Annotated in this window: 24 protein-coding genes and 1 tRNA gene; 21 read left to right on the forward strand and 4 right to left on the reverse strand. The window is 33.5% G+C overall.

Going from position 1 to position 24,907, the window contains the following annotated elements; genetic code table 11:
• Positions 1-14: 14 nt before the first annotated feature.
• The 13 genes from DWW96_RS01120 (at position 15) to DWW96_RS01180 (ending at position 10,442) form a co-directional block, all read left to right on the forward strand.
• Entirely contained in the window at positions 15-497 is a 483-nt protein-coding gene (locus tag DWW96_RS01120; RefSeq protein ID WP_117908485.1) for an Lrp/AsnC family transcriptional regulator, read from the forward strand.
• On the forward strand, positions 497-1,663 hold the full coding sequence (locus DWW96_RS01125; protein WP_117908487.1) for an aminotransferase class I/II-fold pyridoxal phosphate-dependent enzyme: 1,167 nt from the start codon (positions 497-499) through the stop codon (positions 1,661-1,663). Before DWW96_RS01120 ends, DWW96_RS01125 begins: the two co-directional genes overlap by 1 nt.
• 208 nt (positions 1,664-1,871) lie before the next feature.
• Positions 1,872-2,363 (forward strand): tRNA (uridine(34)/cytosine(34)/5-carboxymethylaminomethyluridine(34)-2'-O)-methyltransferase TrmL, encoded by a 492-nt coding sequence (trmL, locus tag DWW96_RS01130; RefSeq protein ID WP_022088684.1) that lies wholly within the window; start codon positions 1,872-1,874, stop codon positions 2,361-2,363.
• A gap of 324 nt (positions 2,364-2,687) precedes the next feature.
• A complete protein-coding gene (locus DWW96_RS01135) occupies positions 2,688-3,224 on the forward strand; it encodes a nitroreductase family protein (protein WP_022088683.1) in 537 nt (178 codons plus the stop codon).
• 66 nt (positions 3,225-3,290) lie between these two features.
• Positions 3,291-5,363, forward strand: coding sequence for a formate C-acetyltransferase (pflB, locus tag DWW96_RS01140; RefSeq protein WP_022088682.1), 2,073 nt, complete (start codon positions 3,291-3,293; stop codon positions 5,361-5,363).
• Positions 5,364-5,389: 26 nt separating this feature from the next.
• Positions 5,390-6,160 (forward strand): pyruvate formate-lyase-activating protein, encoded by a 771-nt coding sequence (pflA, locus tag DWW96_RS01145; protein WP_022088681.1) that lies wholly within the window; start codon positions 5,390-5,392, stop codon positions 6,158-6,160.
• Positions 6,161-6,172: 12 nt separating this feature from the next.
• Entirely contained in the window at positions 6,173-6,415 is a 243-nt protein-coding gene (gene grcA3 / locus DWW96_RS01150; RefSeq protein WP_022088680.1) for an autonomous glycyl radical cofactor GrcA3, read from the forward strand.
• A gap of 212 nt (positions 6,416-6,627) precedes the next feature.
• Positions 6,628-7,221 carry a xanthine phosphoribosyltransferase gene (locus tag DWW96_RS01155; RefSeq protein WP_117908489.1) on the forward strand — a complete coding sequence of 198 codons (594 nt, stop codon included), beginning with the start codon at positions 6,628-6,630 and terminating at the stop codon, positions 7,219-7,221.
• A 94-nt stretch (positions 7,222-7,315) separates the two neighbouring features.
• Positions 7,316-8,620 carry an ATP-binding protein gene (locus DWW96_RS01160; RefSeq protein WP_117908491.1) on the forward strand — a complete coding sequence of 435 codons (1,305 nt, stop codon included), beginning with the start codon at positions 7,316-7,318 and terminating at the stop codon, positions 8,618-8,620.
• Positions 8,621-8,641: 21 nt separating this feature from the next.
• Entirely contained in the window at positions 8,642-9,379 is a 738-nt protein-coding gene (locus DWW96_RS01165; RefSeq protein WP_147339779.1) for a hypothetical protein, read from the forward strand.
• Position 9,380: 1 nt separating this feature from the next.
• A complete protein-coding gene (locus DWW96_RS01170; RefSeq protein ID WP_147339781.1) occupies positions 9,381-9,809 on the forward strand; it encodes a S26 family signal peptidase in 429 nt (142 codons plus the stop codon).
• Positions 9,806-10,303, forward strand: a complete 498-nt coding sequence (locus DWW96_RS01175; protein ID WP_158562620.1) for a hypothetical protein — start codon at positions 9,806-9,808, stop codon at positions 10,301-10,303. Before DWW96_RS01170 ends, DWW96_RS01175 begins: the two co-directional genes overlap by 4 nt.
• Before the next feature lie 66 nt (positions 10,304-10,369).
• Positions 10,370-10,442 (forward strand) — tRNA-Gln (locus DWW96_RS01180).
• A gap of 59 nt (positions 10,443-10,501) precedes the next feature.
• On the opposite strand, the gene DWW96_RS01185 is transcribed toward DWW96_RS01180, so the two are convergent.
• From DWW96_RS01185 to DWW96_RS14335, 3 genes are read right to left on the reverse strand one after another with little or no spacing between them, the layout of a single operon-like run.
• Positions 10,502-11,101 carry a manganese catalase family protein gene (locus DWW96_RS01185; protein WP_117908498.1) on the reverse strand — a complete coding sequence of 200 codons (600 nt, stop codon included), beginning with the start codon at positions 11,099-11,101 and terminating at the stop codon, positions 10,502-10,504.
• Positions 11,101-11,364, reverse strand: a complete 264-nt coding sequence (locus DWW96_RS01190) for a spore coat protein CotJB (RefSeq protein WP_117908500.1) — start codon at positions 11,362-11,364, stop codon at positions 11,101-11,103. The genes DWW96_RS01185 and DWW96_RS01190 overlap by 1 nt, the downstream gene beginning before the upstream one ends.
• Entirely contained in the window at positions 11,354-11,653 is a 300-nt protein-coding gene (locus DWW96_RS14335; RefSeq protein WP_243002989.1) for a spore coat associated protein CotJA, read from the reverse strand. The genes DWW96_RS01190 and DWW96_RS14335 overlap by 11 nt, the downstream gene beginning before the upstream one ends.
• Positions 11,654-11,853: 200 nt before the next feature.
• On the opposite strand from DWW96_RS14335, the gene DWW96_RS01200 reads away from it, so the two are divergent.
• From DWW96_RS01200 to DWW96_RS01225, 6 genes are all read left to right on the forward strand, one after another.
• Positions 11,854-13,098 carry a 6-phosphofructokinase gene (locus DWW96_RS01200; protein ID WP_117908502.1) on the forward strand — a complete coding sequence of 415 codons (1,245 nt, stop codon included), beginning with the start codon at positions 11,854-11,856 and terminating at the stop codon, positions 13,096-13,098.
• Positions 13,099-13,416: 318 nt separating this feature from the next.
• Entirely contained in the window at positions 13,417-14,874 is a 1,458-nt protein-coding gene (locus DWW96_RS01205) for a glycoside hydrolase family 16 protein (protein ID WP_117908504.1), read from the forward strand.
• 82 nt (positions 14,875-14,956) lie between these two features.
• Positions 14,957-16,387, forward strand: coding sequence for a family 16 glycosylhydrolase (locus DWW96_RS01210; RefSeq protein WP_022088611.1), 1,431 nt, complete (start codon positions 14,957-14,959; stop codon positions 16,385-16,387).
• Between the two features lie 133 nt (positions 16,388-16,520).
• The gene (gene fba / locus DWW96_RS01215) at positions 16,521-17,390 is read left to right on the forward strand and encodes a class II fructose-1,6-bisphosphate aldolase (RefSeq protein ID WP_022088610.1); all 870 of its coding nucleotides are present in this window, start codon (positions 16,521-16,523) and stop codon (positions 17,388-17,390) included.
• Positions 17,391-17,514: 124 nt separating this feature from the next.
• On the forward strand, positions 17,515-18,486 hold the full coding sequence (locus DWW96_RS01220; RefSeq protein WP_117908506.1) for a class B sortase: 972 nt from the start codon (positions 17,515-17,517) through the stop codon (positions 18,484-18,486).
• Positions 18,487-18,758: 272 nt separating this feature from the next.
• Complete coding sequence (locus tag DWW96_RS01225) at positions 18,759-20,849, forward strand: glutamine synthetase III (protein ID WP_117908508.1); 2,091 nt, start codon at positions 18,759-18,761, stop codon at positions 20,847-20,849.
• A 127-nt stretch (positions 20,850-20,976) separates the two neighbouring features.
• Here DWW96_RS01225 and DWW96_RS01230 read toward each other — a convergent pair whose 3' ends face one another.
• Positions 20,977-22,347, reverse strand: coding sequence for a sodium-dependent transporter (locus DWW96_RS01230; protein ID WP_022088607.1), 1,371 nt, complete (start codon positions 22,345-22,347; stop codon positions 20,977-20,979).
• A 345-nt stretch (positions 22,348-22,692) separates the two neighbouring features.
• On the opposite strand from DWW96_RS01230, the gene mgtE reads away from it, so the two are divergent.
• A complete protein-coding gene (mgtE, locus tag DWW96_RS01235; protein WP_117908510.1) occupies positions 22,693-24,078 on the forward strand; it encodes a magnesium transporter in 1,386 nt (461 codons plus the stop codon).
• Positions 24,079-24,365: 287 nt separating this feature from the next.
• Positions 24,366-24,890, forward strand: coding sequence for a peptidylprolyl isomerase (locus tag DWW96_RS01240; RefSeq protein ID WP_022088605.1), 525 nt, complete (start codon positions 24,366-24,368; stop codon positions 24,888-24,890).
• Positions 24,891-24,907 lie beyond the last annotated feature (17 nt).

Here is a 24,907-nt window from a genome sequence, read left to right on the forward strand (position 1 = left end):
AGGAGAGGTAGAATATGAGAGAAGAAATTCTTCGATTATTAGAAAAAAATAGCAGAATAGATATTAAAGAGATTGCTATTTTAGTTGGAAAGACAGAAGCTGAAGTGGCAAATGAAATAGCACAGATGGAAAAAGAGGGGATTATAAGAGGTTACTATACTTTGATAAACTGGGATAATACAAATGATGAAAGAGTATCAGCACTTATAGAAGTTAAGGTAACACCGCAAAGAGGAATTGGTTTTGATAAAATTGCTGAGAGAATCAGTAAATTTGATGAAGTAAAATCAGTATATCTTATGTCAGGTGGATTTGACTTTACAGTAATATTAGAAGAAAAGACAATGAAAGAAATTGCACAGTTTGTTACAAGTAAATTATCTACTTTAGATGAAGTGTTAAATACAGCAACACATTTTGTATTGAAAAAATACAAAGATTACGGTGTGACAATGATGGAAGAACATAAAGATGAAAGGATGTTAGTGACGCCATAATGAAAAATCCAATATCAAATGTAGCAATGAATATGCAACCATCAGGAATAAGAAAGTTTTTTGATATCGTTAGTGAAATGAAGGATGCTATTTCACTTGGCGTTGGAGAACCGGATTTTGACACTCCATGGCATATTCGTGAAGAAGGAATTTATAGCTTAGAAAAAGGAAGAACATTTTACACATCTAATGCGGGACTCATGGATTTGAGGAATGAAATTTGCAATTATCTTGATAGAAAATTAGGATTACAATATGATCCTGCTAAAGAAGTGGTAGTTACAGTAGGTGGAAGTGAGGCTATAGACATAGCGATAAGAGCTATGATTAATCCGGGAGATGAGGTGTTAGTTCCACAACCGTGCTTTGTATCATATGTCCCTTGCGTTCAGTTAGCGTATGGCGTGCCTATAACAATTGATTTAAAAGAAGAGGACGAATTTAAATTAACAAAAAAATTGTTGCTAGAACATATAACAGACAAAACAAAATTACTTGTATTACCATTTCCAAATAATCCAACAGGAGCAACTCTTGATAAGCATGAATTAGAAGAGATTGCTCAGGTTTGCATTGAAAAAGATATATATGTATTATCAGATGAAATTTATTCAGAACTTTCATATAAAGAAAAGCATATTTCAATCGCATGTATACCAGGGATGAAAGAAAGAACAGTTCTCATAAACGGATTTTCAAAGGCTTATGCTATGACAGGATGGAGATTAGGCTATGCGTGTGCACCGCACGTTATTATGGAGCAGATGATTAAACTACATCAATTTGCAATCATGTGTGCACCGACAGTAAGTCAGTATGCAGCAGTTGAAGCTTTGAAAAATGGTGACAGAGATGTCGAAAGAATGTGTGAGTCATATAATGAAAGAAGAAGATTTGTTGTTTACAGACTTAGAGAAATGGGCCTTGAATGTTTTGAACCTTATGGAGCATTTTATGTATTCCCGAGCATTAAGAAATTTGGAATGACATCAGAAGAATTCGCAACCAGATTATTACAGGAAGAAAAGGTTGCTGTAGTTCCAGGCGATGCATTTGGAAAATGCGGGGAAGGATATTTAAGAATATCTTATGCATATTCTATTGATAGCCTAAAAACTGCATTAGACAGAGTTGAAAAATTTGTCAAAAAACTGGAACAAAAATAAATGATAATTATTTAGAAAAAGTTGTGATATAAGTAATTGTTGAAAAACTCCAATATAAAAAATTAAAATTATAATATGAGTAATTATAAAAATTATAATGTAAAAAAATTATTGGAAGTAACGATATAAGTAATTATCAAATTCATATTTTTATAAATAAAAAATAGCAAATCATAATTTGAAGAATTTGCATTGAAAGAGGGAAAAGATGAATATCGTTTTATTAGAACCTGAAATACCACAGAATACAGGAAACATAGGAAGAACATGTTGCGCCACAGGAACAAAACTACATTTAATAGAGCCTATGGGATTTAAAATCAATGAAAAATCAGTTAAAAGAGCCGGAATGGATTATTGGGAACATTTAGATGTTACAATCTATGAAAGCTATGAAGACTTTTTGGAAAAAAATCCAAATGCGAAAATATGGATGGCAACAACTAAGGGACCAAACAGATATAGTGATGTTAAATTTGAAGAAAATGATTACATCATGTTTGGAAAAGAAAGTGCAGGGATACCTGAGGAAATATTAGTTGAAAATCAGGAACATGCAATACGAATCCCAATGAATCCACAGATTCGTTCATTGAATCTTGCAAATTCAGTAGCAATCGTATTATATGAAGCTTTACGTCAGAATGATTTTGCAGGAATGCAAATGGAAGGACATTTGAGAAAATACGATTGGAAATAATAAAAATTGACATATTTTAATGCCGAAAGTTAAAAAAATCTACAATAATAGCAGGAAAACTGTTGTTTTGTAGGTTTTTTTTGGTTAAAAACGATTTTAATAAAGTTACCGTATTTTAGGACTAAAATTCGTATTAAAATATATCAAATTCCACATTAAAATTAGTCGAATATTTTTGAATCAAACCATTGCAAAACAAATAATTAAGTGATATATTAGTCTCGATTAGTGGAGACATTATGTGTTTTTGTTGTACTTTTTATAGAAGAAACAAGTAAAAAAAACGCATTTTGCCATAAAAATAACATACATGGAGGTTTATAGATGGAAACTTTAGAATGTATTAAAACAAGAAGAAGTGTCAGAAAGTTTAAGACAGATTCAGTAAGTAAAGAAACAATTGAGAAACTTGTATTGGCAGCATCATATGCACCTTCATGGAAAAATACTCAGACAACAAGGTACATTGCTATAACTAATGAAGAAGTTAAGGCAAGATTAGCAACAGAATGTTGTGCAGAACACAACGCTCAGATAATCAATGGAGCCCCTTTACTTATAGCAACTTTAATTGTGGACAAGCGTTCAGGATTTGAAAGAGATGGAAGCTTTTCTACATCTAGAAAGGATGCATGGCAGGCATTTGACAATGGTATTGCAACACAGACTCTTTGCCTTGCGGCAAATGACCTTGGATTAGGAACGGTTGTTATGGGACTTTATGATATAGATAAGGCCAGTGATATAATTGGAGTTCCTGAAGGTCAGCTTTTAATGGCTTTAGTTGCTGTAGGATATCCGGATGAGAAACCGTCTGTACCGAAGAAGAAGACAGTAGAAGATTTATTGAGTTACTGTTAATAAAAGCACTAATATGTTAGAAAAGCGCAAGCTTTTATATATTTATTTTTAGGAGGAAGAACAAAAATGAGAGAAGAATGGACAGGATTTAGCAATGGCGCATGGACATCAGAAGTCAACGTTAGAGATTTTATCCAGAAAAACTACACACCATATGATGGTGATGCTAGTTTCTTAGCAGGACCAACACAGAACACAACCGATTTATGGAATCAGGTACTTGATCTTCAGAAGAAGGAAAGAGAAGCTGGTGGTGTTCTTGATATGGATACAAAAGTTGTACAGACAATCACATCACACGGTGCAGGTTACTTAGACAAAGATAAAGAAACAATCGTAGGTTTCCAGACAGATAAGCCTTTCAAGAGAGGCCTTCAGGTTAACGGTGGTATCCGTATGGCTATGAAAGCTTGCTCAGATAATGGTTATGAAGTAGATCCGGAAGTTGTAGATTTCTACACAAACTATAGAAAGACACATAACGCAGGTGTATTTGATGCTTACACACCTGAAATCAGAACATGTAGAACAAACCACATCGTAACAGGTCTTCCTGATGCTTACGGACGTGGACGTATCATTGGTGACTACAGAAGAGTTGCATTATACGGTGTTGATACACTTATCGTAGATAAGGAAGCTCAGAAGGCTGCTACACCTACAGAAATGAGACCGGAAGTTATCCGTGATAGAGAAGAATATTCAGAACAGATTAGAGCTCTTAAGGAATTAAAAGAATTAGGTAAGATTTACGGATTCGATATTTCTAGACCAGCTCAGAACGTACAGGAAGCTATTCAGTGGATGTACTTAGCATACTTAGCAGCAGTTAAGGAACAGAATGGTGCAGCTATGTCACTTGGACGTACTTCAACATTCATCGATATCTATGCTCAGAGAGACTTAGAAAACGGTACATTTACAGAAGAACAGATTCAGGAATTCGTTGACCACTTCATCATGAAGTTAAGATGCGTTAAGTTCGCAAGAACACCTGAATACAACCAGATTTTCGCTGGTGATCCAGTTTGGGTTACAGAATCAATCGGTGGTGTAGGTATTGACGGACGTCATATGGTAACAAAGACATCATTCAGATACCTTCATACATTAGAAAACTTAGGTGCAGCTCCAGAACCAAACCTTACAGTACTTTGGTCAACAAGACTTCCACAGGAATTCAAGAAATACTGTGCTAAGCTTTCAATTGAATACTCATCAATGCAGTACGAAAACGATGACTTAATGAGAGTATACAATGGTGATGACTACGGAATCGCTTGTTGTGTATCTTCAATGAGAATCGGTAAAGAAATGCAGTTCTTCGGAGCTAGAGCAAACCTTGCTAAATGTCTTCTTTACGCTATCAACGGTGGTGTTGATGAAAAGACTAAGGTTCAGGTAGGACCTAAGTACAGACCAATCACATCAGAATACCTTGATTATGATGAAGTAATGGAAAGATACGAAGATATGATGAAATGGTTATCAGGAGTATATGTAAATGCTCTTAATATCATTCATTATATGCATGATAAATACTCATATGAAAGAATCCAGATGGCATTACATGATGCTCACGTTAAGAGATGGTTTGCAACAGGTGTTGCCGGACTTTCAGTAGTAGCAGATTCACTTTCAGCTATGAAATATGCTAAGGTTAAAGTAATCAGAGATGAAGACGGATTAGCAGTAGATTATGAAGTAGAAGGTGACTTCCCTAAATATGGTAACGATGATGACAGAGTAGATAGCCTTGCAGTTATGATTGTTGACAAATTCATGGGCTACTTAAGACAGCACTACACATATAGAGATAGTATCCCAACACAGTCAATTCTTACAATTACATCAAACGTAACATATGGTAAGAATACAGGTAACACACCTGACGGAAGAAAAGCTGGACAGCCATTCGCTCCAGGTGCTAACCCACTTCACGGAAGAGATACTCATGGTGCAGTTTCATCACTTGCATCTGTAGCTAAGATTCCATTTGAAAACGCTAGAGATGGTATCTCAGATACATTCACAATCATCCCAGATGCTCTTGGAAAAGATTGTGACGTATTCACAGGTGATCTTGACGCTGACGAACTTGGTCTTGATATCGACGATCTTATCAAGTTACAGCAGTAATAAAAAATAAAAGGAAATGATTCAGAATGACAACAGGAATAATTCATTCAACTGAAAGCTGTGGGACAGTAGATGGACCTGGCGTAAGATTTGTAGTGTTCTTCAAAGGGTGCCCAATGAGATGTGCATATTGCCATAATCCGGACACATGGACTATGGAGGGCGGTACAGAAATGACTGTTCAGGAACTTCTTGACGAATATCAAAAGAAAGCACCATTTTATAAAACCGGAGGTATCACCGCTACAGGCGGTGAGCCAATGGTACAAATAGATTTTCTTACGGAACTGTTTGCCGCAGCGCATAAAAAAGGAATTCATACCTGTCTGGATACATCAGGTGTAACATTTAGACCTGATAATCCGGAAAATCTGAAAAAAGTAGATAAATTACTTGAAGTAACCGATTTGGTTATGCTGGATATAAAACACATTGATCCGGAAGAACACAAAAAGTTGTGCAAACAGCCAAATGATAATATTTTGGCATTTGCAAAATATCTTAATGATAAAAAGATTCCAATATGGATAAGACATGTTGTGGTTCCGCATATTACAATGAACAAAGAATATCTTTATAAGTTAGGTCTATTTATAGGAAAACTTGAGATGGTTAAGGCGTTAGATATTTTACCATATCATGATATGGCTAAACCAAAGTATGCAGAGCTTGGGATTGATTATCCATTAAAGGATATAGAGCCGGCTACTAAAGAAATGGCTGTAGCGGCTAGAAAAATAGTGTTACAGGGATTTAGAGAATCCAGGATAAAATTATTAGAAGAGAAAAACAAATAGGAGGTAGAGAAAATGGCAGCAAGTGCAAAACAGATTGATAATTTAGTTTCATTAATAGATGGATATGCAGAGGAAGGCGGATATCATCTTAACGTTAACGTATTAGTTAGAGATACATTACTTGATGCTCAGCAGCATCCAGAAAAGTATCCACAGCTTACAATCCGTGTATCAGGATACGCTGTAAACTTCATCAAGTTAACAAAAGAACAGCAGGATGATGTTATTAGCAGAACATTCCACGGAAATCTCTAAGATTAAGTTGGATAGTTTACTAAATAACTATTAAATAAGAGACTGATTGTATTTAATGGTAATGAATTACCGTTATAAAACAATCGGTCTCTTTTAAATTATTAGATGCAGTGCATATAAAATTGTGTTATAGTGATATAAAGCGTCCATAAGACGATAAAATTCGTGATATGATATCATGGAAATTTAATATAATCATAAGGATGAATGATATGAAGTTATTAGAGGAAAGAATCAGACAAGATGGAATACTTAAAGAAGGCAATGTATTAAAAGTTGATAATTTTTTAAACCATCAGATGGACATTGAATTATTTAATGAAATGGGAAAAGAATGGAAGAAATTATTTGCAGATAAGAATATTAATAAGGTGTTAACAATTGAAGCTTCAGGAATAGGAATTGCTTGTATTGTAGCACAGTATTTTAATGTACCGGTCGTATTTGCTAAAAAAGCACAAAGTATTAATATTGATGGTGAAGTATATTCAACTAAAATAGAATCATTTACTCATAAGAAAGTTTACGATGTAATCGTTTCAAAGAAATATATAGGACCTGAAGATCATGTATTAATTATTGATGATTTCCTTGCTAATGGATGTGCACTTCAGGGATTAATTCAGCTTGTCGAAGACGCGGGTGCTACAGTTGAAGGAATTGGAATTGCTATTGAAAAAGGATTCCAGCAAGGTGGAGAAATAATAAGAAATAAAGGAATTAAATTAGAATCATTAGCTATTGTAGATGGAATGAATCCTGAAACTGGAGAAATAATATTCAGAAAACAGAAACAAAGTTATTAGCCGGAAGTAAAGACATTCTGGAAAACCAAAATAAGTGTGTTTCAGACTTTTGGTTCCGACGTTACTAAAAATATAATAAAAAGAGGCGATAGATATGCACAACATAGTTTCAAAATTATTAATTTACGGAAATATGCCGGAAGATTCGATATTAATGGAATTGAGTAATATTATAAGAGAATATAAGGGTGAGAATTACAAGAAGGATGAGATTATTACGAGAATATATCATCAGATAAAGAGAATTCTTGAAATTTCAACAGATTATGCGTTTGATAAGAATTTATGGCATAATTATCTTACATATTTACTTATTACAAATGAAAATCCATTTAGTTTGACTTGTGAAAAGGTAGGAGCAAGTGATGGAAGTGTAAATTATTTCGCAAAAAATGATTTTAAGCAGTTCAAAAAATTGTTTGATTATGATTTTGGACCTATGGAAGAAGAACTTGGAATTGATTGTTTTTCAAGAATTGAAAATTATAAGGCTATAGGTAAACCTGAATTAATGTACAATAAAAATGTGAGCGAAAAGGTTAGAGCCTTAAGTGAAAAATTGGAAAATACAAAAAATGAAGATGAATTTTTTACATGTGTTACTGATTTCTACAAAGATTATGGTGTAGGAATGTTTGGACTTAATAAGGCATTTAGAATTAGTGACAATGACGGCAAATTACAATTTCATGCTATTAATAATATGGAACAGGTTGCATTGGATGACCTTGTAGGATATGAAATTCAGAAAAAGAAACTTGTGGATAATACAGAAGCATTTGTACAAGGAAGAAAGGCAAACAACTGTCTTTTATTTGGTGACAGTGGAACAGGAAAGTCAACAAGTATAAAGGCTATTGTTAATGAGTATTATGACAAGGGTCTTAGAATGATTGAAATTTATAAACATCAGTTTAAAGACCTTTCAAATGTAATAGCAAGTATTAAGAATAGAAATTATAAATTTATTATTTATATGGATGATTTGTCATTTGAAGAATTTGAAATTGAATATAAATTCCTTAAAGCTGTAATAGAAGGTGGCGTTGAAACAAAACCGGAAAATGTATTAATATATGCAACATCTAACAGACGTCATTTGATTAAGGAAACATGGAATGACAGAAGCGATGTCCAGGTGGATAACGGAATGCATAAATCAGATACAATGGAAGAAAAACTTTCTCTTGTAAACAGATTTGGTGTGACAATTAATTATTCTAAACCAAGTCAGAAGGAATTCTTTAACATTGCAGTAGAATTATGCAGAAGAGCTGGAGTTACAATGAGCGACGAAGAGATAAAGGCTGAAGCAAATAAGTGGGAATTAAGCCATGGTGGTATCTCAGGAAGAACAGCGCAACAGTTTGCAAATTATCTTGCAGGACAGCGGAAATAATAAGCAATAGTAGTAGGTGGTTTGGGAAAGTATGGTGATTTGATGAAAGTATATAAATTCGGAGATATTCCTGTCGGAGTAGAAACAAGAGGTGTTTATTTTAATGATAATTGTATTAATTATTTAGCTGAAAAAGCAAAACCGGAGTTTGTAATAAAGGCTACAGACAAGGATTTGGAATTCGAACAGATGCAGTCAGAAGATGATCAGACTTATCCTAAATCCTATTTGGAATTTATAGCTTTATATAGAAAGTTTTGTGAAAAAGCGATTGATTATGGGGTTATTCTAGTTCATGGAAGTGTGCTTGAAATTGATGGAAAGGCATATATGTTTTCGGCTCCAAGTGGAACAGGAAAATCAACTCATGCTAAATTATGGAGAGATTGCTTTGGAGACAGAGTGACTATGATAAATGATGACAAGCCGCTAATTAAATTTAGGGAAGATGGAATATATGCGTATGGTACGCCTTGGGATGGAAAGCATCATTTATCAACTAATATGAAAGCAAAACTTGCCGGGATTTGTTTCTTGCATCAGGCTAAGGAAAATCATATAGAAAAAGCAACAAAGGAGAATGCAGTTAAGCATCTTATGAACCAGGTGTATAGACCAAGAGATATTATGGCAATGAGCAAGACATTAGAATATGTTGATAAAATTGTTAATGAGATTCCGATATACGAAATGGGATGTAATATTTCAAAGGAGGCAGCTGCTGTTGCATATGATGCAATGAAGGATGGAACACTGTAGTATGGAAGATAAGAAAATAGAAGATATTATTAAAGAAAAAGGTTTCTATGTCGCGACAGTAGTTGGAGACAGTATGATGCCAATGTTACATAATAAAAAAGATTTGGTGAAAATTGTTCCGGCTGATTCTAATTTAAAAGAGAATGATATTCCGTTATATAAACGACCTACAGGAGAGTATGTTCTACATAGAATAATAGCTGTGAAAAGGAAATATTACATTATTTGTGGCGATAATAGAACTCATAAGGAAAAAGTTCCTTTTGATTGGATTGTGGGCGTTTTGGAAGAATTTGAAAGAAATGGCGCAACATACAAAACAGATAATGCAGAATATTTAAATTATGTGGATAAAATGCGGAAAACTTTTTGGAAGAGAAAGTTAAAAAACATAGTAATAAAAATTAAGAGAAAAATAAGAGGAAAATGATGAAAAAGAAAACTTTATTGATAACAATGGTTTTGACAATTGTAATGTCTACATCAGTATTTGCAGCAGGAGGAGACAATTATGGAGAAGATATTTTTGGAACAACATCTTCCCAAGTAACGACAACTAAAGCGAGTGCTACAGAAAAGACAACTGATAAAGAAAATATAAAAAATAATGTTGAAACATGTGCTACACAAAATGACACAGAAAATAAAAATATATTAAAAAAGGCTAAGATTGTAAGTATTAAGAGAGTTAATGGAAATAAAGCCAAAATAAAATTAAAGAAAATTGATAGTGCATCAGGTTACCAGCTATGTTATTCTACAAATAAAAAGTTTAAGAATAACAAAAAGGTGTCAGGCTCTAAATTGTCATACAAGTTAAAGTTAGTGAAAAAGGGAAAAAAATACTATGTAAAAGCAAGGGCATTTTCCTTAAGCAATAATAAAAAGGTGTATGGAAAATGGAGCAAAGTTAAAAAAATATAAAAAAAGTAAAAAAGTGCTTGCAAAGGTTACTGCTTTATGATAAAATTATTTCCGTTGCAAGAGCAATGGCCCATCGCCAAATGGTAAGGCACTGGACTCTGACTCCAGCATTTTCAAGGTTCGAATCCTTGTGGGCCAGTTAAAAACCACTTCATAATGAAGTGGTTTTTTTAGCTTTATGATTATGATGCATGTTTATTATTTGCAACCAGCCGGATTGTATAAATAGAAGTTCTTTTTATTATTTAAATCATCTAAAACCATTCTGAGAGCTTCACCAAAACGTTGGAAATGAACAATTTCCCTAGCTCTTAAAAATCTTATTGGGTCAGCAACCTCATTATCCTTAACTAATGTCAAAATATTGTCATAAGTAGTTCTCGCTTTTTGTTCAGCAGCCATATCTTCAAATAAATCAGTGATTGGGTCGCCTTTTGATTGAAATTCACATGCATTAAATGGGATGCCTCCAGCAGCTTGTGGCCATACGCCTAAAGTGTGGTCAACGTAGTACTTTTCGAACCCTGCAGTGTCCACCTCGTTGCAAGGAAGATCCTTGGTAAGTTGATGAACAATGGTTCCAACTATTTCTAAATGTCCAAGCTCTTCAGTTGCGATATCGTTTAAAAGTCCTGCAACTTTAGGATTAGACATAGCATATTTTTGTGACATATAACGCATTGCAGCGCCTGCTTCGCCGTCAGGACCACCATACTGAGATATTATTACCTGTGCAATTTTGGGGTTCCTAAATTTTATATTTACCGGGTACTGAAGTCTTTTTTCATAACTATACATTAGCAATTACCTCCTTCCCATGGTAAAGGGGAATCGTTCCAATTCCAATAATCCTTAACATCAACGTCGTAGGCTGTAATGGGACCAAATTCCCTTGTATATTCATCTACGGCATCTATTCTTATTTTTTTAACTTTCTTATAATATTCAATCGCTTCAGAGCAACTGGGATGAGTATCTAAAAATAATTTTACGTCATCCATTGCAAAACTTGCCTGATTAATTATTTTCATAAGTTTTAAACGATTTGCATTATTCTTCATTTCTACCCCTCCATGGTTTATTTAAATCTTTAAATATGGTTCCGCATTCAAATGCATCACACATATCGAAAAGTTCACCCCATTTTTGCCATGGAACAAATGCCATAGCCGGATTCATTTTATCAACATGATCAGTTCCTATGTCACAACCATCTTTATGACAAGGGCATGAATTCATTTCTTTATCATGTTTATCGCCTTTTTTATCCGGACCAGCATTTTTGCATAAAGAACAAGGCTGATTCATATTTCCATGCATTTGGTTGCGACCACGGTACATATTGTTCATTCGTGCCTGATTGCCACATCTGCAGGGAGGTATTTGGTTAGAATGCATATTACAGTTTGTGCAGTTCATTTATACACCATCTTTCTAATGTTTACATTAGTATTTTATGCAAATAAAAATAAAAAGTTCTGAATATAGATATAGTTTTTTGTCACAAATTCGTTTATACTAGAAATAGTTTGACTTTTTAGGAGGAAATTATGAGAAATTGTTTAGTTGCCCAGTCGGGCGGACCAACAGTAGCAATAAATGCAAGTCTTGCAGGAGTTATACAGGGAGCTATTGATAGTAAAGAATTTTATAAAGTATATGGTTCAATTAATGGAGTTCAGGGACTTTTAAATTCAAGACTTATGGATTTGACACATAAAGTTGAGACAACGCCTATGTTTATAGAATTATTAAAAAAATCACCTTCAATGTATTTAGGGTCATGTCGTTATCAGTTGCCTGATTATAAAGAGGATGATACACCATATGCGTATATCTTTAAAAAATTTGACGAATATGAAATAGATGCATTTTTCTATATTGGTGGAAACGATTCTATGGATACAGTTGATAAATTAAGCAAATATGCATTAGCAATAGGAAGTGATATTAAGATAATTGGAATTCCTAAGACAATTGATAATGACTTATGCGTAACAGACCATACTCCGGGATATGGTTCAGCAGCTAAATATATTGCATCAACATTACTTGAAATAGGTCATGATACAAGCATATATCCAATTAATAGTGTTACTATTGTGGAAATTATGGGAAGAGATGCAGGGTGGCTTACAGGAGCAGCTGCATTGGCAAGAAACACATATAATGATGCACCGCATCTTATTTATTTGCCGGAAGTAGCTTTTAATAAAGATGAATTTATTGAAGATGTAAAGGCTGCTATGGATAAATATAATAACGTTGTAGTTGCTGTTTCAGAAGGAATAAAAGATGCAGATGGAAATTATATAAGTGCGACAAATGCTGTTGAAGATACATTTGGACACAGTCAGTTAAGTGGAACAGGGAAATGTCTTGAATATATTATAAAAGAAAATATTCAGGTTAAAGTTCGTTCAGTTGAAATAAATATTTTACAAAGAAGTGCAGCTCATATGTCATCAATTACAGATATAGGTGAAGCATTTAGATTAGGAAGACATGCAGTTAAATGTGCAATTGAAGGAAAGACAGGAATAATGGTTACGTCTATTAGAAAAAATAATGAGCCTTATTCAATAGATATGGGTGAGACACCTGTTGAAAATGTAGCAGGACTTGTAAAACATGTACCAAGAGAATGGATAAATGAACGTGGAAATAATGTTACACAGGAATTTATTGATTATGCATATCCTTTAATTTTAGGGGAGCCGGTTGTTAAATATCAGAGAGGCATACCTGATTACCTTGACATATCACATTTATTCCCTAATAAATTTGACAATTAAAGTTAAAAAAATATAATAAAAAAATTTTATAAAATGAGAAAATGGGTAAGTTTAAAATAAAAAAACTTATTCATTTTTTTGATAAAAATTCAAAATATAACGTGTATAAAAGGTTTGATAAAATAAGGCAAAATAATTAAAAAGAAGGAAAAAGTAAAAACGTTTTTAGAAAAACTAAAAAAAGAGTACTTTTAAATGAAAGTGAATACTTTTTATGACAAATTTCATGTGGTATATTTAAATTGGTATAGTGGCTATTTATTGATGAAATTTACAGATAGCATACAATATAAAATTAGGAAAAGGAGAAAATAAAGAATGAAAGGGTTTAAAGAAAAATTATTAACTGGAACATTAGCATTTACAATGGTATTAACTAGTGCAGCAGTTCAGTTTAATACAACAGAGGTTAAAGCAGACACTGCAGGAAGTGATTACAAACTCGTATGGAGTGATGAATTTAATGGGACAGCTCTTAATACAGACAACTGGACATATGATTTAGGAAATGGAGGATCAAATGCAGGTTGGGGAAATAATGAAAAAGAGTATTACACAAACAGAACAGATAATGTCTATGTATCTGATGGAACATTAAAGATTACAGCATTAGAACAGAAATTTAATAGATATAATTATACATCAGGAAGAATCAAGACAGCAGGAAAACAGACTTTTAAATATGGACGTATGGAAGCAAGAATAAAACTTCCATCATTAAAAGGTGTGTGGCCGGCATTCTGGATGCTTGGAGTTGATCAGAAAGGATGGCCATGGTGTGGGGAAATTGATATTTTAGAAGCATGGAATACAGATAATTTCGCACAGGGAGCTTTTCATTGGAATACAGGTGGAGAAAGTAATGCATATAGTCCAAATTATATTGCAAGACAGCTTAATGCAAGGTATACAGCATATAATTGGTACGATAAAACACAGTGGCATATTTATGCAGTTGAATGGAATGATAAGAAAATAAATTATTTTGTAGATGATACATTATATTTTTCAGTTGATGTTACAAGTGCAGATAAAAAGGATGAAGCATCTAAGTATTATTATTTCCTTTTAAATGTGGCAGTAGGTGGAAATCTTCCGGGAACAACTCCTACATATAACACTTTACCTGCGACAATGGAGGTGGATTATGTAAGAGCTTATCAGAAAACAAGCGATCAGGGTGGAAATACAGCTACATGGACTGAACAAGGCGAGGTGCCTATACATACAGTTACATTTAAAGATGAAAATAAAGTAATGAGTACATTTACATGTTATGATGGTGAAACTCTTGAAATCCCAAGTGTATATGCCGGAGAAAATGGTTTTGAAGGCTGGTATACAAGTGATAATCAGAAAGCAATTAACACTATGAGAGTTAGAGGCAGTATTGAGTTGACTGCAAAATGGTCAGTACCACATAAGGTTGAACAGGATATTACAGATAATAATAGAGATAATAATAGAGATAATAATAGAGATAATAATATAACTACTATGCCTTCAGTAAAAAAAGCTGTTATAAAGTCAGCCGTAAAGAAGAAAGGAAAAGCTGTCATCAAAATTAAAAAGATAGCTAAAGTTTCAGGTTATCAGTTGAATGTGGCACAGAATGTTAAATTTAAAAAAGTAAAAACTATAAATACAAAGAAAACAACTGTAATTGTCAAAAAAATAAAGTCAAATAAGAAATATTATGTTAGAGTCAGAGCTTATAAAGTAGTGAATGGTACTAAAGTATATGGAAAATGGAGTAAAGTAAGAAAAGTAAAATAATCTTTTGATATGTTCTATAATAAAAAATATGCTAAGAGCAAAATAAAAACATAGAAGTACAATTTAAAAGTAGGAGAACATTATGAGAAAATTAATGAACAAAGTAATAGGTACAACTCTAGCAATAGCGATGGTTGTTACATGCATGCCGGTGGCAAATGTAAAAAATGTTCATGCAGCAGAAAAAAAGAATACAGCATATAAGCTTGTATGGAGTGATGAATTTAATGGAACATCACTTAATATGAATAACTGGAATTATAATATTGGAAATAGTGGAACAGACGGAAAAAATCCAGGCTGGGGAAACAATGAATTAGAATATTATACAGATAGTGAAAAGAATGTAAGTGTTTCAGACGGAACATTGAAAATAACAGCAATTGAAGAAAAAACAGTTGATCCAAAAAATTCTAAAGTTACATATTCTTATACATCAGGTAGAATAACAACAGCTGGAAAACAGGATTTTCAGTATGGCAGAATGGAAGCAAGAATAAAACTTCCATCATTAAAAGGTGTATGGCCGGCATTTTGGATGCTTGGAGTTAATCAGAAAGGATGGCCATGGTGTGGAGAAATTGATATTTTGGAAGCGTGGAATACAATTAGCTTTGCACAGGGAGCTTTCCATTGGAATGCAGGAGTTGGAGATGACAGTCCATATGATAACAAATATGTTTCCGGTCAGTTGAATGCTTCATATTCAAGATATAACTGGTATGACAAAACGCAGTGGCACATTTATGCAGTTGAATGGGACAATGAATATATACATTATTTTGTAGATGATGTTGAATTTTATAAAGTAAATATTTCAACAGCAGATAAAAAAGACGAAGGAATGAAATCATATTACTTCTTATTGAATATGGCAGTTGGAGGAAATCTTCCGGGAGTAGCACCTGATGCAGGAACACTTCCGGCAACAATGGAAGTAGATTATGTCAGAGCATATCAGAGAACAAGTGATAATGGAACCAATTCGGCAAAATGGACAGAACAGAATCAGGTTCCTACATATCAGATAACCATGAAAGATGGAAAGAAGACTGTGTCAAATGTTAATGCATATGACGGAGAAACACTTGATTTGCCTGTTTTAACAAAAAAAAGATATACATTTAACGGCTGGTACACAAGTGACGGAAAAGAAATAACAGAAAAGTACAGAGTAAGGCAGAATACAACTATAGTAGCTAAATGGACAAAGGTAACTGTAAAGCAGCCTAAATTAACAAAATTAGTTAATAAAAAGAAAGGCACTATTTATGCTAAATATAGTATAAAAGGAAAAAAAGCAGATAGTCCAAAGGGTTACCAGATAAAATATGGAACAAACAAAAAGTTGAAAAAAGGAAAAGTTACTTCAACAACTTCAAAAAATATTACTATTCCATTTTTGAAATCAGGTAAGACATATTATGTTAAGGTAAGAGGCTATAAATTGGATTCAAAAAACAAAAAAGTATTTGGAAAATGGAGTAAAATAAAATCAATTACCGTAAAATAAGAAAAAACACAGGGTAAAATTAGTAAAACTAATGGTTTTAAATAAGAAATATGTTTGCAATACTCTGAAAATGGGGTATAATAAACACGGTTAGAAAAAATCTCTATAAATATAAAACATACGGAGGTACAATATGTTAGTTTCAGCAAAAGAAATGTTAGAAAAAGCAAAAGCAGGTCATTATGCTGTAGGACAGTTCAACATCAACAATCTTGAATGGACAAAGTCAATTCTTTTAACAGCAGAAGAATTAAAGAGCCCTGTTATTTTAGGTGTATCTGAAGGTGCAGGAAAGTACATGACAGGATTTAAGACAGTAGCTGCTATGGTTAAGGCTATGGATGAAGAATTAGGAATTACAGTTCCTGTAGCTCTTCACTTAGATCACGGAACATACGAAGGATGTTATAAATGTATTAAGGCAGGATTTACATCTATTATGTTCGATGGTTCACATTATCCAATTGAAGAGAACATTGCTAAGACAAAAGAATTAGTAGCAGTAGCTCATAATATGGATATGTCAATTGAAGCAGAAGTTGGTTCAATTGGCGGTGAAGAAGATGGAGTTATCGGAAGAGGCGAATGTGCTGACCCTGATGAATGTAAGGCAGTAGCTGATCTTGGTGTAGATATGCTTGCAGCAGGTATCGGTAACATTCATGGAAAATATCCTGAAAACTGGGAAGGACTTAGTTTTGAAACTCTTGATGCAATTCAGCAGAAGACAGGAATTATGCCATTAGTTCTTCATGGTGGTACAGGTATCCCAGCAGATATGATTAAGAAAGCAATTGATCTTGGTGTATCTAAGATTAACGTTAATACAGAATGTCAGTTATCATTTGCTGATGCAACAAGAAAGTATATCGAAGCAGGAAAGGACTTAGAAGGAAAAGGATTTGATCCTCGTAAGTTACTTGCTCCAGGTGCAGAAGCTATTAGAGCAACAGTAAAAGAAAAAATGGAATTATTCGGTTCAGTTGGAAAGGCTTTTGAATAGGCATATAACATACCGGGCATCCTGAAATATATTTTTAGGAAGCACATAATATTAGTAACAATGGGCTCCTGCTTGAAGCGGGAGCCTTTAATAGTATTTAGGATTTAAAAGAGTATTTTATTGTATGAATAGAAAAGAATTTGTAGATAATAAAATAGAAAATAATATCAAAATAAGAGATAATAAAATAGATGATGAATTAAGGATAGGATTTGATTCTGAAAAGAAAGAAAATACTGAAAAGAAAGAAAATACTGAAAAGAAAGAAAATACTGAAAATAAGAAAAACAAAATATCAGGAATTGCATATAACATAGTGAGGGTAATAGCATTTACCGTTGCCGGTATAGCATTTGGATATGCATCATATGAATTGATGGATTCATATTTGGATTATACAGCAGCTCAGGAAAAATATAGTGCAGTTGATGAAATGTTTAATCAGATACAGAGTACAGAACAGACGGCAGATACGTCAGATACAGCTCAGACAGCTAGTAGTGCAGAATACCAGGGAACAATAACCAAATGGGTATGGGACTATGATGCAATGTTAAAATATAATGATGAGTCAAAAGGATATATTAAACTTGATGGCACAAGAATTCAGTACCCTATAGTTCAGCATAGTGATAACGATTATTACTTGGTAAAAGGTTCAGATAAAGTGGCAAATGGTGGTGGAGCTATTTTTATGGATTCACGTTGTGGAGGACTTGATGCCAGAATGAGTGTTGTGTATGGACACAACATGATGGATGGTTCAATGTTTCACGACTTAATGAAATTTTCAAAAGAAGATTTTTGCAAGAAAAATCAGACATTTGATGTTTATGTGGGACATCGTCATTATATTTATCACGTATTTTCGTCATTTAGAACTAAGGCAGATAATGAAGATATATATAAGTTTGGCTTTAAAGATGATGATGAGTTTGCTAAATGGATTAAGAAGACTTATGACAAGAGTAATTTCAAGTATGACAGTAAAATGCCAGGTGTATCAGACAAGATTTTGATATGTTCTACTTGTGTGGATAACAATGGTAACAGAATGGTTGTATGTATGTACAGAGGGGAAGAAGTAGTGGATTAGTGTAAACTAACTTAATTTTATTAAGTAATACTTAAAAAAATAAGGGATTTTAGGGAATGGTATTGATTTTTATTAAGAAATAGTGTAACTTATATATCGACGAGGGAAACCTCACCGCTAAATGAGATTAAGAACAAGGGCGTTCTTCAAAGAATTATTTGGAGAAAAGCCTTTTTTTATTACAAGGCTAAAGACATATAGAGTGGACAGAGTAAATGCCTTTTTAAATTAGCGGAATGAAAAATAGTTAAGTATAGAAAGGAACAGACACTATGGGAGTTAATGTATCAGAAGTATTTGGACAGAATGTATTCGATGAATCAGTAATGAAGAATCGTTTACCTGAAGCAACTTACAATGAAATTAAGAAAATTATGCACGAAGGTGGAGATATCACAATGGATATCGCAAACATCGTTGCACAGGCTATGAAGGAATGGGCTGTTGAAAAAGGTGCTACACATTATACACATGTATTCCAGCCATATATCATTTCAGTAGGAGCTGAAAAACATGATTCCTTCGCATCATTACCAACAGATGGTAAGATTGATAATACATTTACAGGAAAAGATTTATTAATGGGAGAACCTGATGCATCATCATTCCCATCAGGTGGATTGAGACAGACATGTGGAGCAAGAGGTTATACAGCATGGGATGTTACATCACCTGCTTACATAAAAGATGATACACTTTGCATTCCAACAGCATTTTGCTCATACACAGGTGAATCACTTGATACAAAGACACCTTTACTTAAAGCAATGCATGCAGTAAGTAAATATGGTATAAGACTTTTAAGATTATTAGGAAATACAACATCAAGAAGAGTTCTTTCATATGTTGGTCCTGAACAGGAATATTTCTTAATTCCTGAAGATTTATATGAACAGAGACCTGACCTTAAATTCTCAGGACGTACACTTTTCGGTGCTATGCCTCCAAAAGGACAGGAAATGTCAGATCAGTATTTTGGTGATATTAGAGAAAAAGTTAAGAAATTTATGTCAGACGTTGATGAACAGTTATGGAAATTAGGAATCACAGCAAAGACACAGCATAATGAAGTTGCTCCTTGTCAGCATGAAATTGCACCTATTTTCTCAGTTTCAAATGTAGCATTAGATAATAACTACTTAGTAATGAACGTATTAAAGAAGACAGCTAAGAAGTATGGATTAGTTTGTTTATTACATGAAAAACCATTTGATGGAATTAATGGCTCAGGTAAACACAACAACTGGTCGCTTACAACAGATGACGGAATTAACTTATTCAAACCAGGTAAAGAACCTGAAAATAATAAAGTATTCCAGTTAGTACTTGCATGCCTTATGTCAGCAGTTGACAAACATGCAGTATTGCTTAGAACAGCCGCTTCTAACACAGGTAACGATCACAGATTAGGAGCAAATGAAGCACCACCTGCAATCATTTCTATTTATTTAGGAGATCAGGTTGGAGATGTAGTAGATCAGATTATTAAGACTGGAAAAGCTACTTCAAGCCTTCATTCAGGTGTAATTGATTTTGGTATTAACAAACTTCCTGTATTAGAAAAGGATCCTACAGATAGAAACAGAACATCACCATTTGCATTTACAGGTAACAGATTCGAATTCAGAATGGTTGCTTCATCAAACTCAATTGGTGATACAAATACAGTACTTAGTGCAATGATGGCAGAAGCATTTGCAGATGCAATTGATGCTCTTACAGGTGCTGAAGATTTAGATAAAGCTGTAGAAGAATATACAGTAAAACTTATGAGAGAACATGAAAGAATTATCTTCAATGGAAACGGTTATTCAGCAGAATGGCCTGTAGAAGCTGAAAAGAGAGGACTTCCAAACTGCAAGTCTATCGTAGATGCAATTCCTTCATTAGTAGCTGATTCAACAGTTAAGATGTATGAAAGATTCAATATTATGTCTAAGGCAGAACTTGAAGCTCGTAAGGAAATCTTATTTGAACAGTATGCAGGAGTAAGAAATATCGAAGCTTTAACTATGATTGATATGGCAAGCAAGATGTTTATTCCATCAGTTGTATACTATACAAAAGAACTTGCTGATACAGCAATTGCAGTAAAAGAGGCAGGAGCAGATGCTTCAACTCAGATAGAATTATTAAATGCTGTAATAGCTAAGTTAAATGAAGCTAAAGCAGGATTAGAAGACTTAAAGAAGGCAACAGCTAAGGCTCAGAGCATTGATGACAATCAGGAAAAGGCAGAAAGCTACAAGTCAGAAGTAATGGCAGCAATGGCAGAACTTAGAAAACCTGTAGATGAACTTGAAATGATTGTAGACAAAGAAGTATGGCCGGTACCTTCATATGGAGATATTTTATTCTACTAAAATCAAAAACTAAATATGATAAATAGCGAAAGTGCACCGAAAGAATGAAAACTTCCGGTGCACTTTTGATTTGAGTGGCAAGCAGCGCGAGCGTAAATTTCAATAAATATATCAGGGCCTTTCAGCCTTATTTGAAGAAAACAGAAATTAATCCGTTTACAATAATTATTAAAGTTATCAAAGGTAAAATCCATTTACAATAAATACGTATTTTATTTGGAACCTTAAGTCCTGAGCCTAAATTAACCTCAGCAATGTAATTATCCCATCCCCATCCATATTTGCTTGTACAGAATAAAGTGTAAATCAGGGAACCAATTGGAAGAATTAAATTACTAATCATAAAATCTTCTAAATCTAAAACACTAGTTCCATCACCTAAAGGATGAAAACCTGATAGAAGGTTAAATCCTAAAATACAAGGAAGAGATGCTAATATAATAACAATAGTATTTACAATAGCTGTTTTCTTTCTGGACCATCCCCATAAATCCATGCATGAGGACATAATGTTTTCAAATACTGCAATTACAGTTGAAAAAGCGGCAAATGCCATAAATATAAAGAAGCAGCTTCCCCATATTCTTCCGCCGGGCATTTGAATAAATATATTAGGTAAAGTAACAAAAATAAGACTAGGTCCCTGATCTGGGTTAACTCCAAATGCAAAGCATGATGGAAAAATAATAAGTCCTGATACAATTGCTACAAAAGTGTCTAAAGCGACAATGTTTATTGATTCACCTAATAGGCTGCGGTCCTTGCCCAAATAACTTCCAAAAATTGCCATAGAACCCATTCCTATACTAAGTGTAAAGAATGCCTGATTCATAGCAGCAACAATTACATTTACCAATCCGATTTCTTTTATTCTATTAAAATCAGGAACAAGATAAAAATATAATCCTTTATCAGATCCATCAAGGAAAATACTGTTAATGGCTAAAACTACCATAATTATTAAAAGTGCAATCATCATTGTTTTTGATATTTTTTCAACACCATTTTGTAAGCCTAAAGAGCATACAAGGAAACCAAGGATAATAACAATTACAGTCCAGAAAATCATTTCTGATGGAACATTAAGCATATCAGAAAAATGAGCCTGCACATCTGCTGTAGTAGCGTTTGTAAAATCACCTTTTGCCATGTCGAAAAAGTATCGTAACATCCATCCGGCAACAGTAGTGTAAAACATCATTAAAATATAATTTCCAGCCATTCCAACATATCCATGAAGATGCCAATATTGCCCTTTCTTTTCCAATGCCTTAAATGAACGTGAAATGCTTTGCTGACTTGCACGTCCGACAGAAAATTCCATAGTAAGAATAGGTAAGCCTAAAATTACTAAAAACAAAATGTAAAATAGTACGAAACATCCGCCTCCATTATTACCTACAACGTAAGGAAAACGCCACACATTGCCAATTCCAATGGCGCATCCAGCAGAAATAAGGATGAAGCCAAGTCTCGATTTAAATTTTTCTCTTTCCATTAAATACCTCGATTCTATAGTGGTTCTTGCATCATATTAAAGAAATTAAAAGAATTTGTCAATTTAACGTGTTAGTGCATTAAAATTATATAAAAATATTTAGTAAATTTTGAAGAAAATTATTGTAAAATAGGGGAGTGTAAAGCCTTTCTTAGTTGAAATGAACAAACAATTGTTGTAGAATTAAGTGGCGTGTAAATACTAAAAATGAATAAAAAAGAAAAGTACTAAATTTTGATATTCATAATCTTATATTAATAAGAAATACAGATAGCAAAATTAAATTTTCCATACTTAATTTCAGTATTAAATTTAATAATATATAGAATAGAAAGGAGGAGCATCATGTTAGACGAGTTAGATGAATTAGTGAAAAAAGTAATTGAACTAATTGAAGATAAGAAATATGTACTAGTAAAAAAAGAGTTTGCTGACATGAATGAGGCGGATATAGCTGAAGTATTAGAAGAACTTCAGGAAGAACTGCCAACACAGGAATTTATAAGGGTATTCCGATTGCTCCCCAAAGATATAGCGGCAGATGTATTTGCTCATCTTCCTGTAGAAATTGAGCAGTATATAATTAATTCCCTTACAGATAAAGAAACAACAAACATTATTGAAAACATGTTTGCTGATGATGCTGCCGATTTGATGGAAGAAATGCCGGCGAGTGTTGTAAGAAGAATTTTGGCATTGGCTTCGGATGAAACACGAAATGATATAAATCATTTGTTAAAATATCCGGAAGATTCTGCCGGTAGTATTATGACAGTCGAATTTGCTGACTTGAAGGAAAACATTACTGTAAAGCAGGCGTTAGAAAGAATTAGAAAAATAGGAATTGATAAGGAGACAATCAATACCTGTTACGTACTTGATTTGCAAAGGCATTTGGTAGGATCGGTAACACTTAGAACTTTGCTTCTTGGCAATCCTGATGCTATTGTAAGCGATATAATGGATGAAAATGTGATTACTGTAAGTACGTTAGATGATCAGGAAACTGTAGCCAGACAATTTCAAAAATACGATTTTATGGCGATGCCTGTAGTGGACAGTGAAAACAGACTCGTTGGTATTATTACGGTCGATGATATTTTGGAAATTATTGAAGAAGAGGCAACAGAGGATATGGAAAAGATGGCAGCTATTTTACCATCTGACAAGTCATATTTTAGAACGGGAATATTTGAAACATTTAAATCAAGAATTCCATGGCTTCTTATATTAATGATATCAGCTACAATTACAGGTACAATAATAGACAGTTTTGAAGCAAAACTTGCAGGAATTACAGGATTAGTTGCTTTTATACCTATGTTAATGGATACCGGTGGAAACTCAGGTGGACAGGCATCAGTAACTATCATTCGTGCAATATCTCTTAATGAAGTAGAATTTAAAGATATATTTAAAGTAATATGGAAAGAAATAAGAGTTGCAGTTTTGTGCGGCTTAACATTAGCGGTAGTTAATTTTATAAGAGTTTTAATTATGAATGCTTTAGGAACAGGAATTACTCACGAAGCTATAATGGTAAATATTACTGTGTGTATTACACTGTGTATTACGGTAATGTGTGCTAAGTTAGTTGGATGTATGCTTCCAATATTGGCAAATCAGTTAGGATTTGATCCGGCAGTTATGGCTAGCCCATTTATTACAACAATCGTTGATGCTATTTCGCTTGTATTATTCTTAAAGATTGCAACATTTATGTTAATGTGATAAAGTTTTGTATTGAAAAACCAAAGAGAGATACAAATACTTGTATCTCTCTCGGGTAAATTTATTCTAATAAAAAAAGGGAGGAGAATCGACTCCTTAGCCGATTCACGAATATGCCTGATGCATATTCAAAATTATGAAAAAATATGAAAAAACGAGTAACAAAATCAGTAACAACTGTTTTTGTTTACAATATATATACTAAAGTTAAATCGTGAAAAAATGATGTTTTCAATGTGAAAGTATATTTAATTTAGTATGAACAAAATATGAACGGAGGAAAGACAATGGCAGAAAAGAATCCAATAGTAACAATTGAGATGGAGAATGGAGATATAATGAAAGCTGAATTATATCCTGAAGTTGCTCCTAATACAGTAAATAATTTTATCAGCCTTGTAAAAAAAGGCTTCTATGATGGAATAATTTTTCATAGAGTAATTGAAGGATTTATGATTCAGGGTGGAGATCCTGAAGGAACAGGAATGGGTGGCCCGGGATACAGTATTCAGGGTGAATTCAATTATAATGGTTTTGCAAATGACCTTAAGCATACACCGGGAGTGTTATCTATGGCTAGAGCAATGGATCCGGATAGTGCAGGATCACAGTTCTTTATTATGCATGAAGCCGCACCACATTTGGATGGACAGTATGCTGCATTTGGAAAAATCATCGAAGGAATGGATGTTGTTGATGCAATAGCAACAACAAAGACAGGTGCGATGGACAGACCTGTTAATGAACAGAAGATGAAAAAGGTCACAGTTGAGACATTTGGTGTTGAATACGACGAACCTGAAACATACTAATATTAATTTAGTGAATT

Source organism: Eubacterium sp. AF17-7, assembly GCF_003461285.1.
Lineage (GTDB): Bacteria > Bacillota > Clostridia > Lachnospirales > Lachnospiraceae > Eubacterium_U > Eubacterium_U album.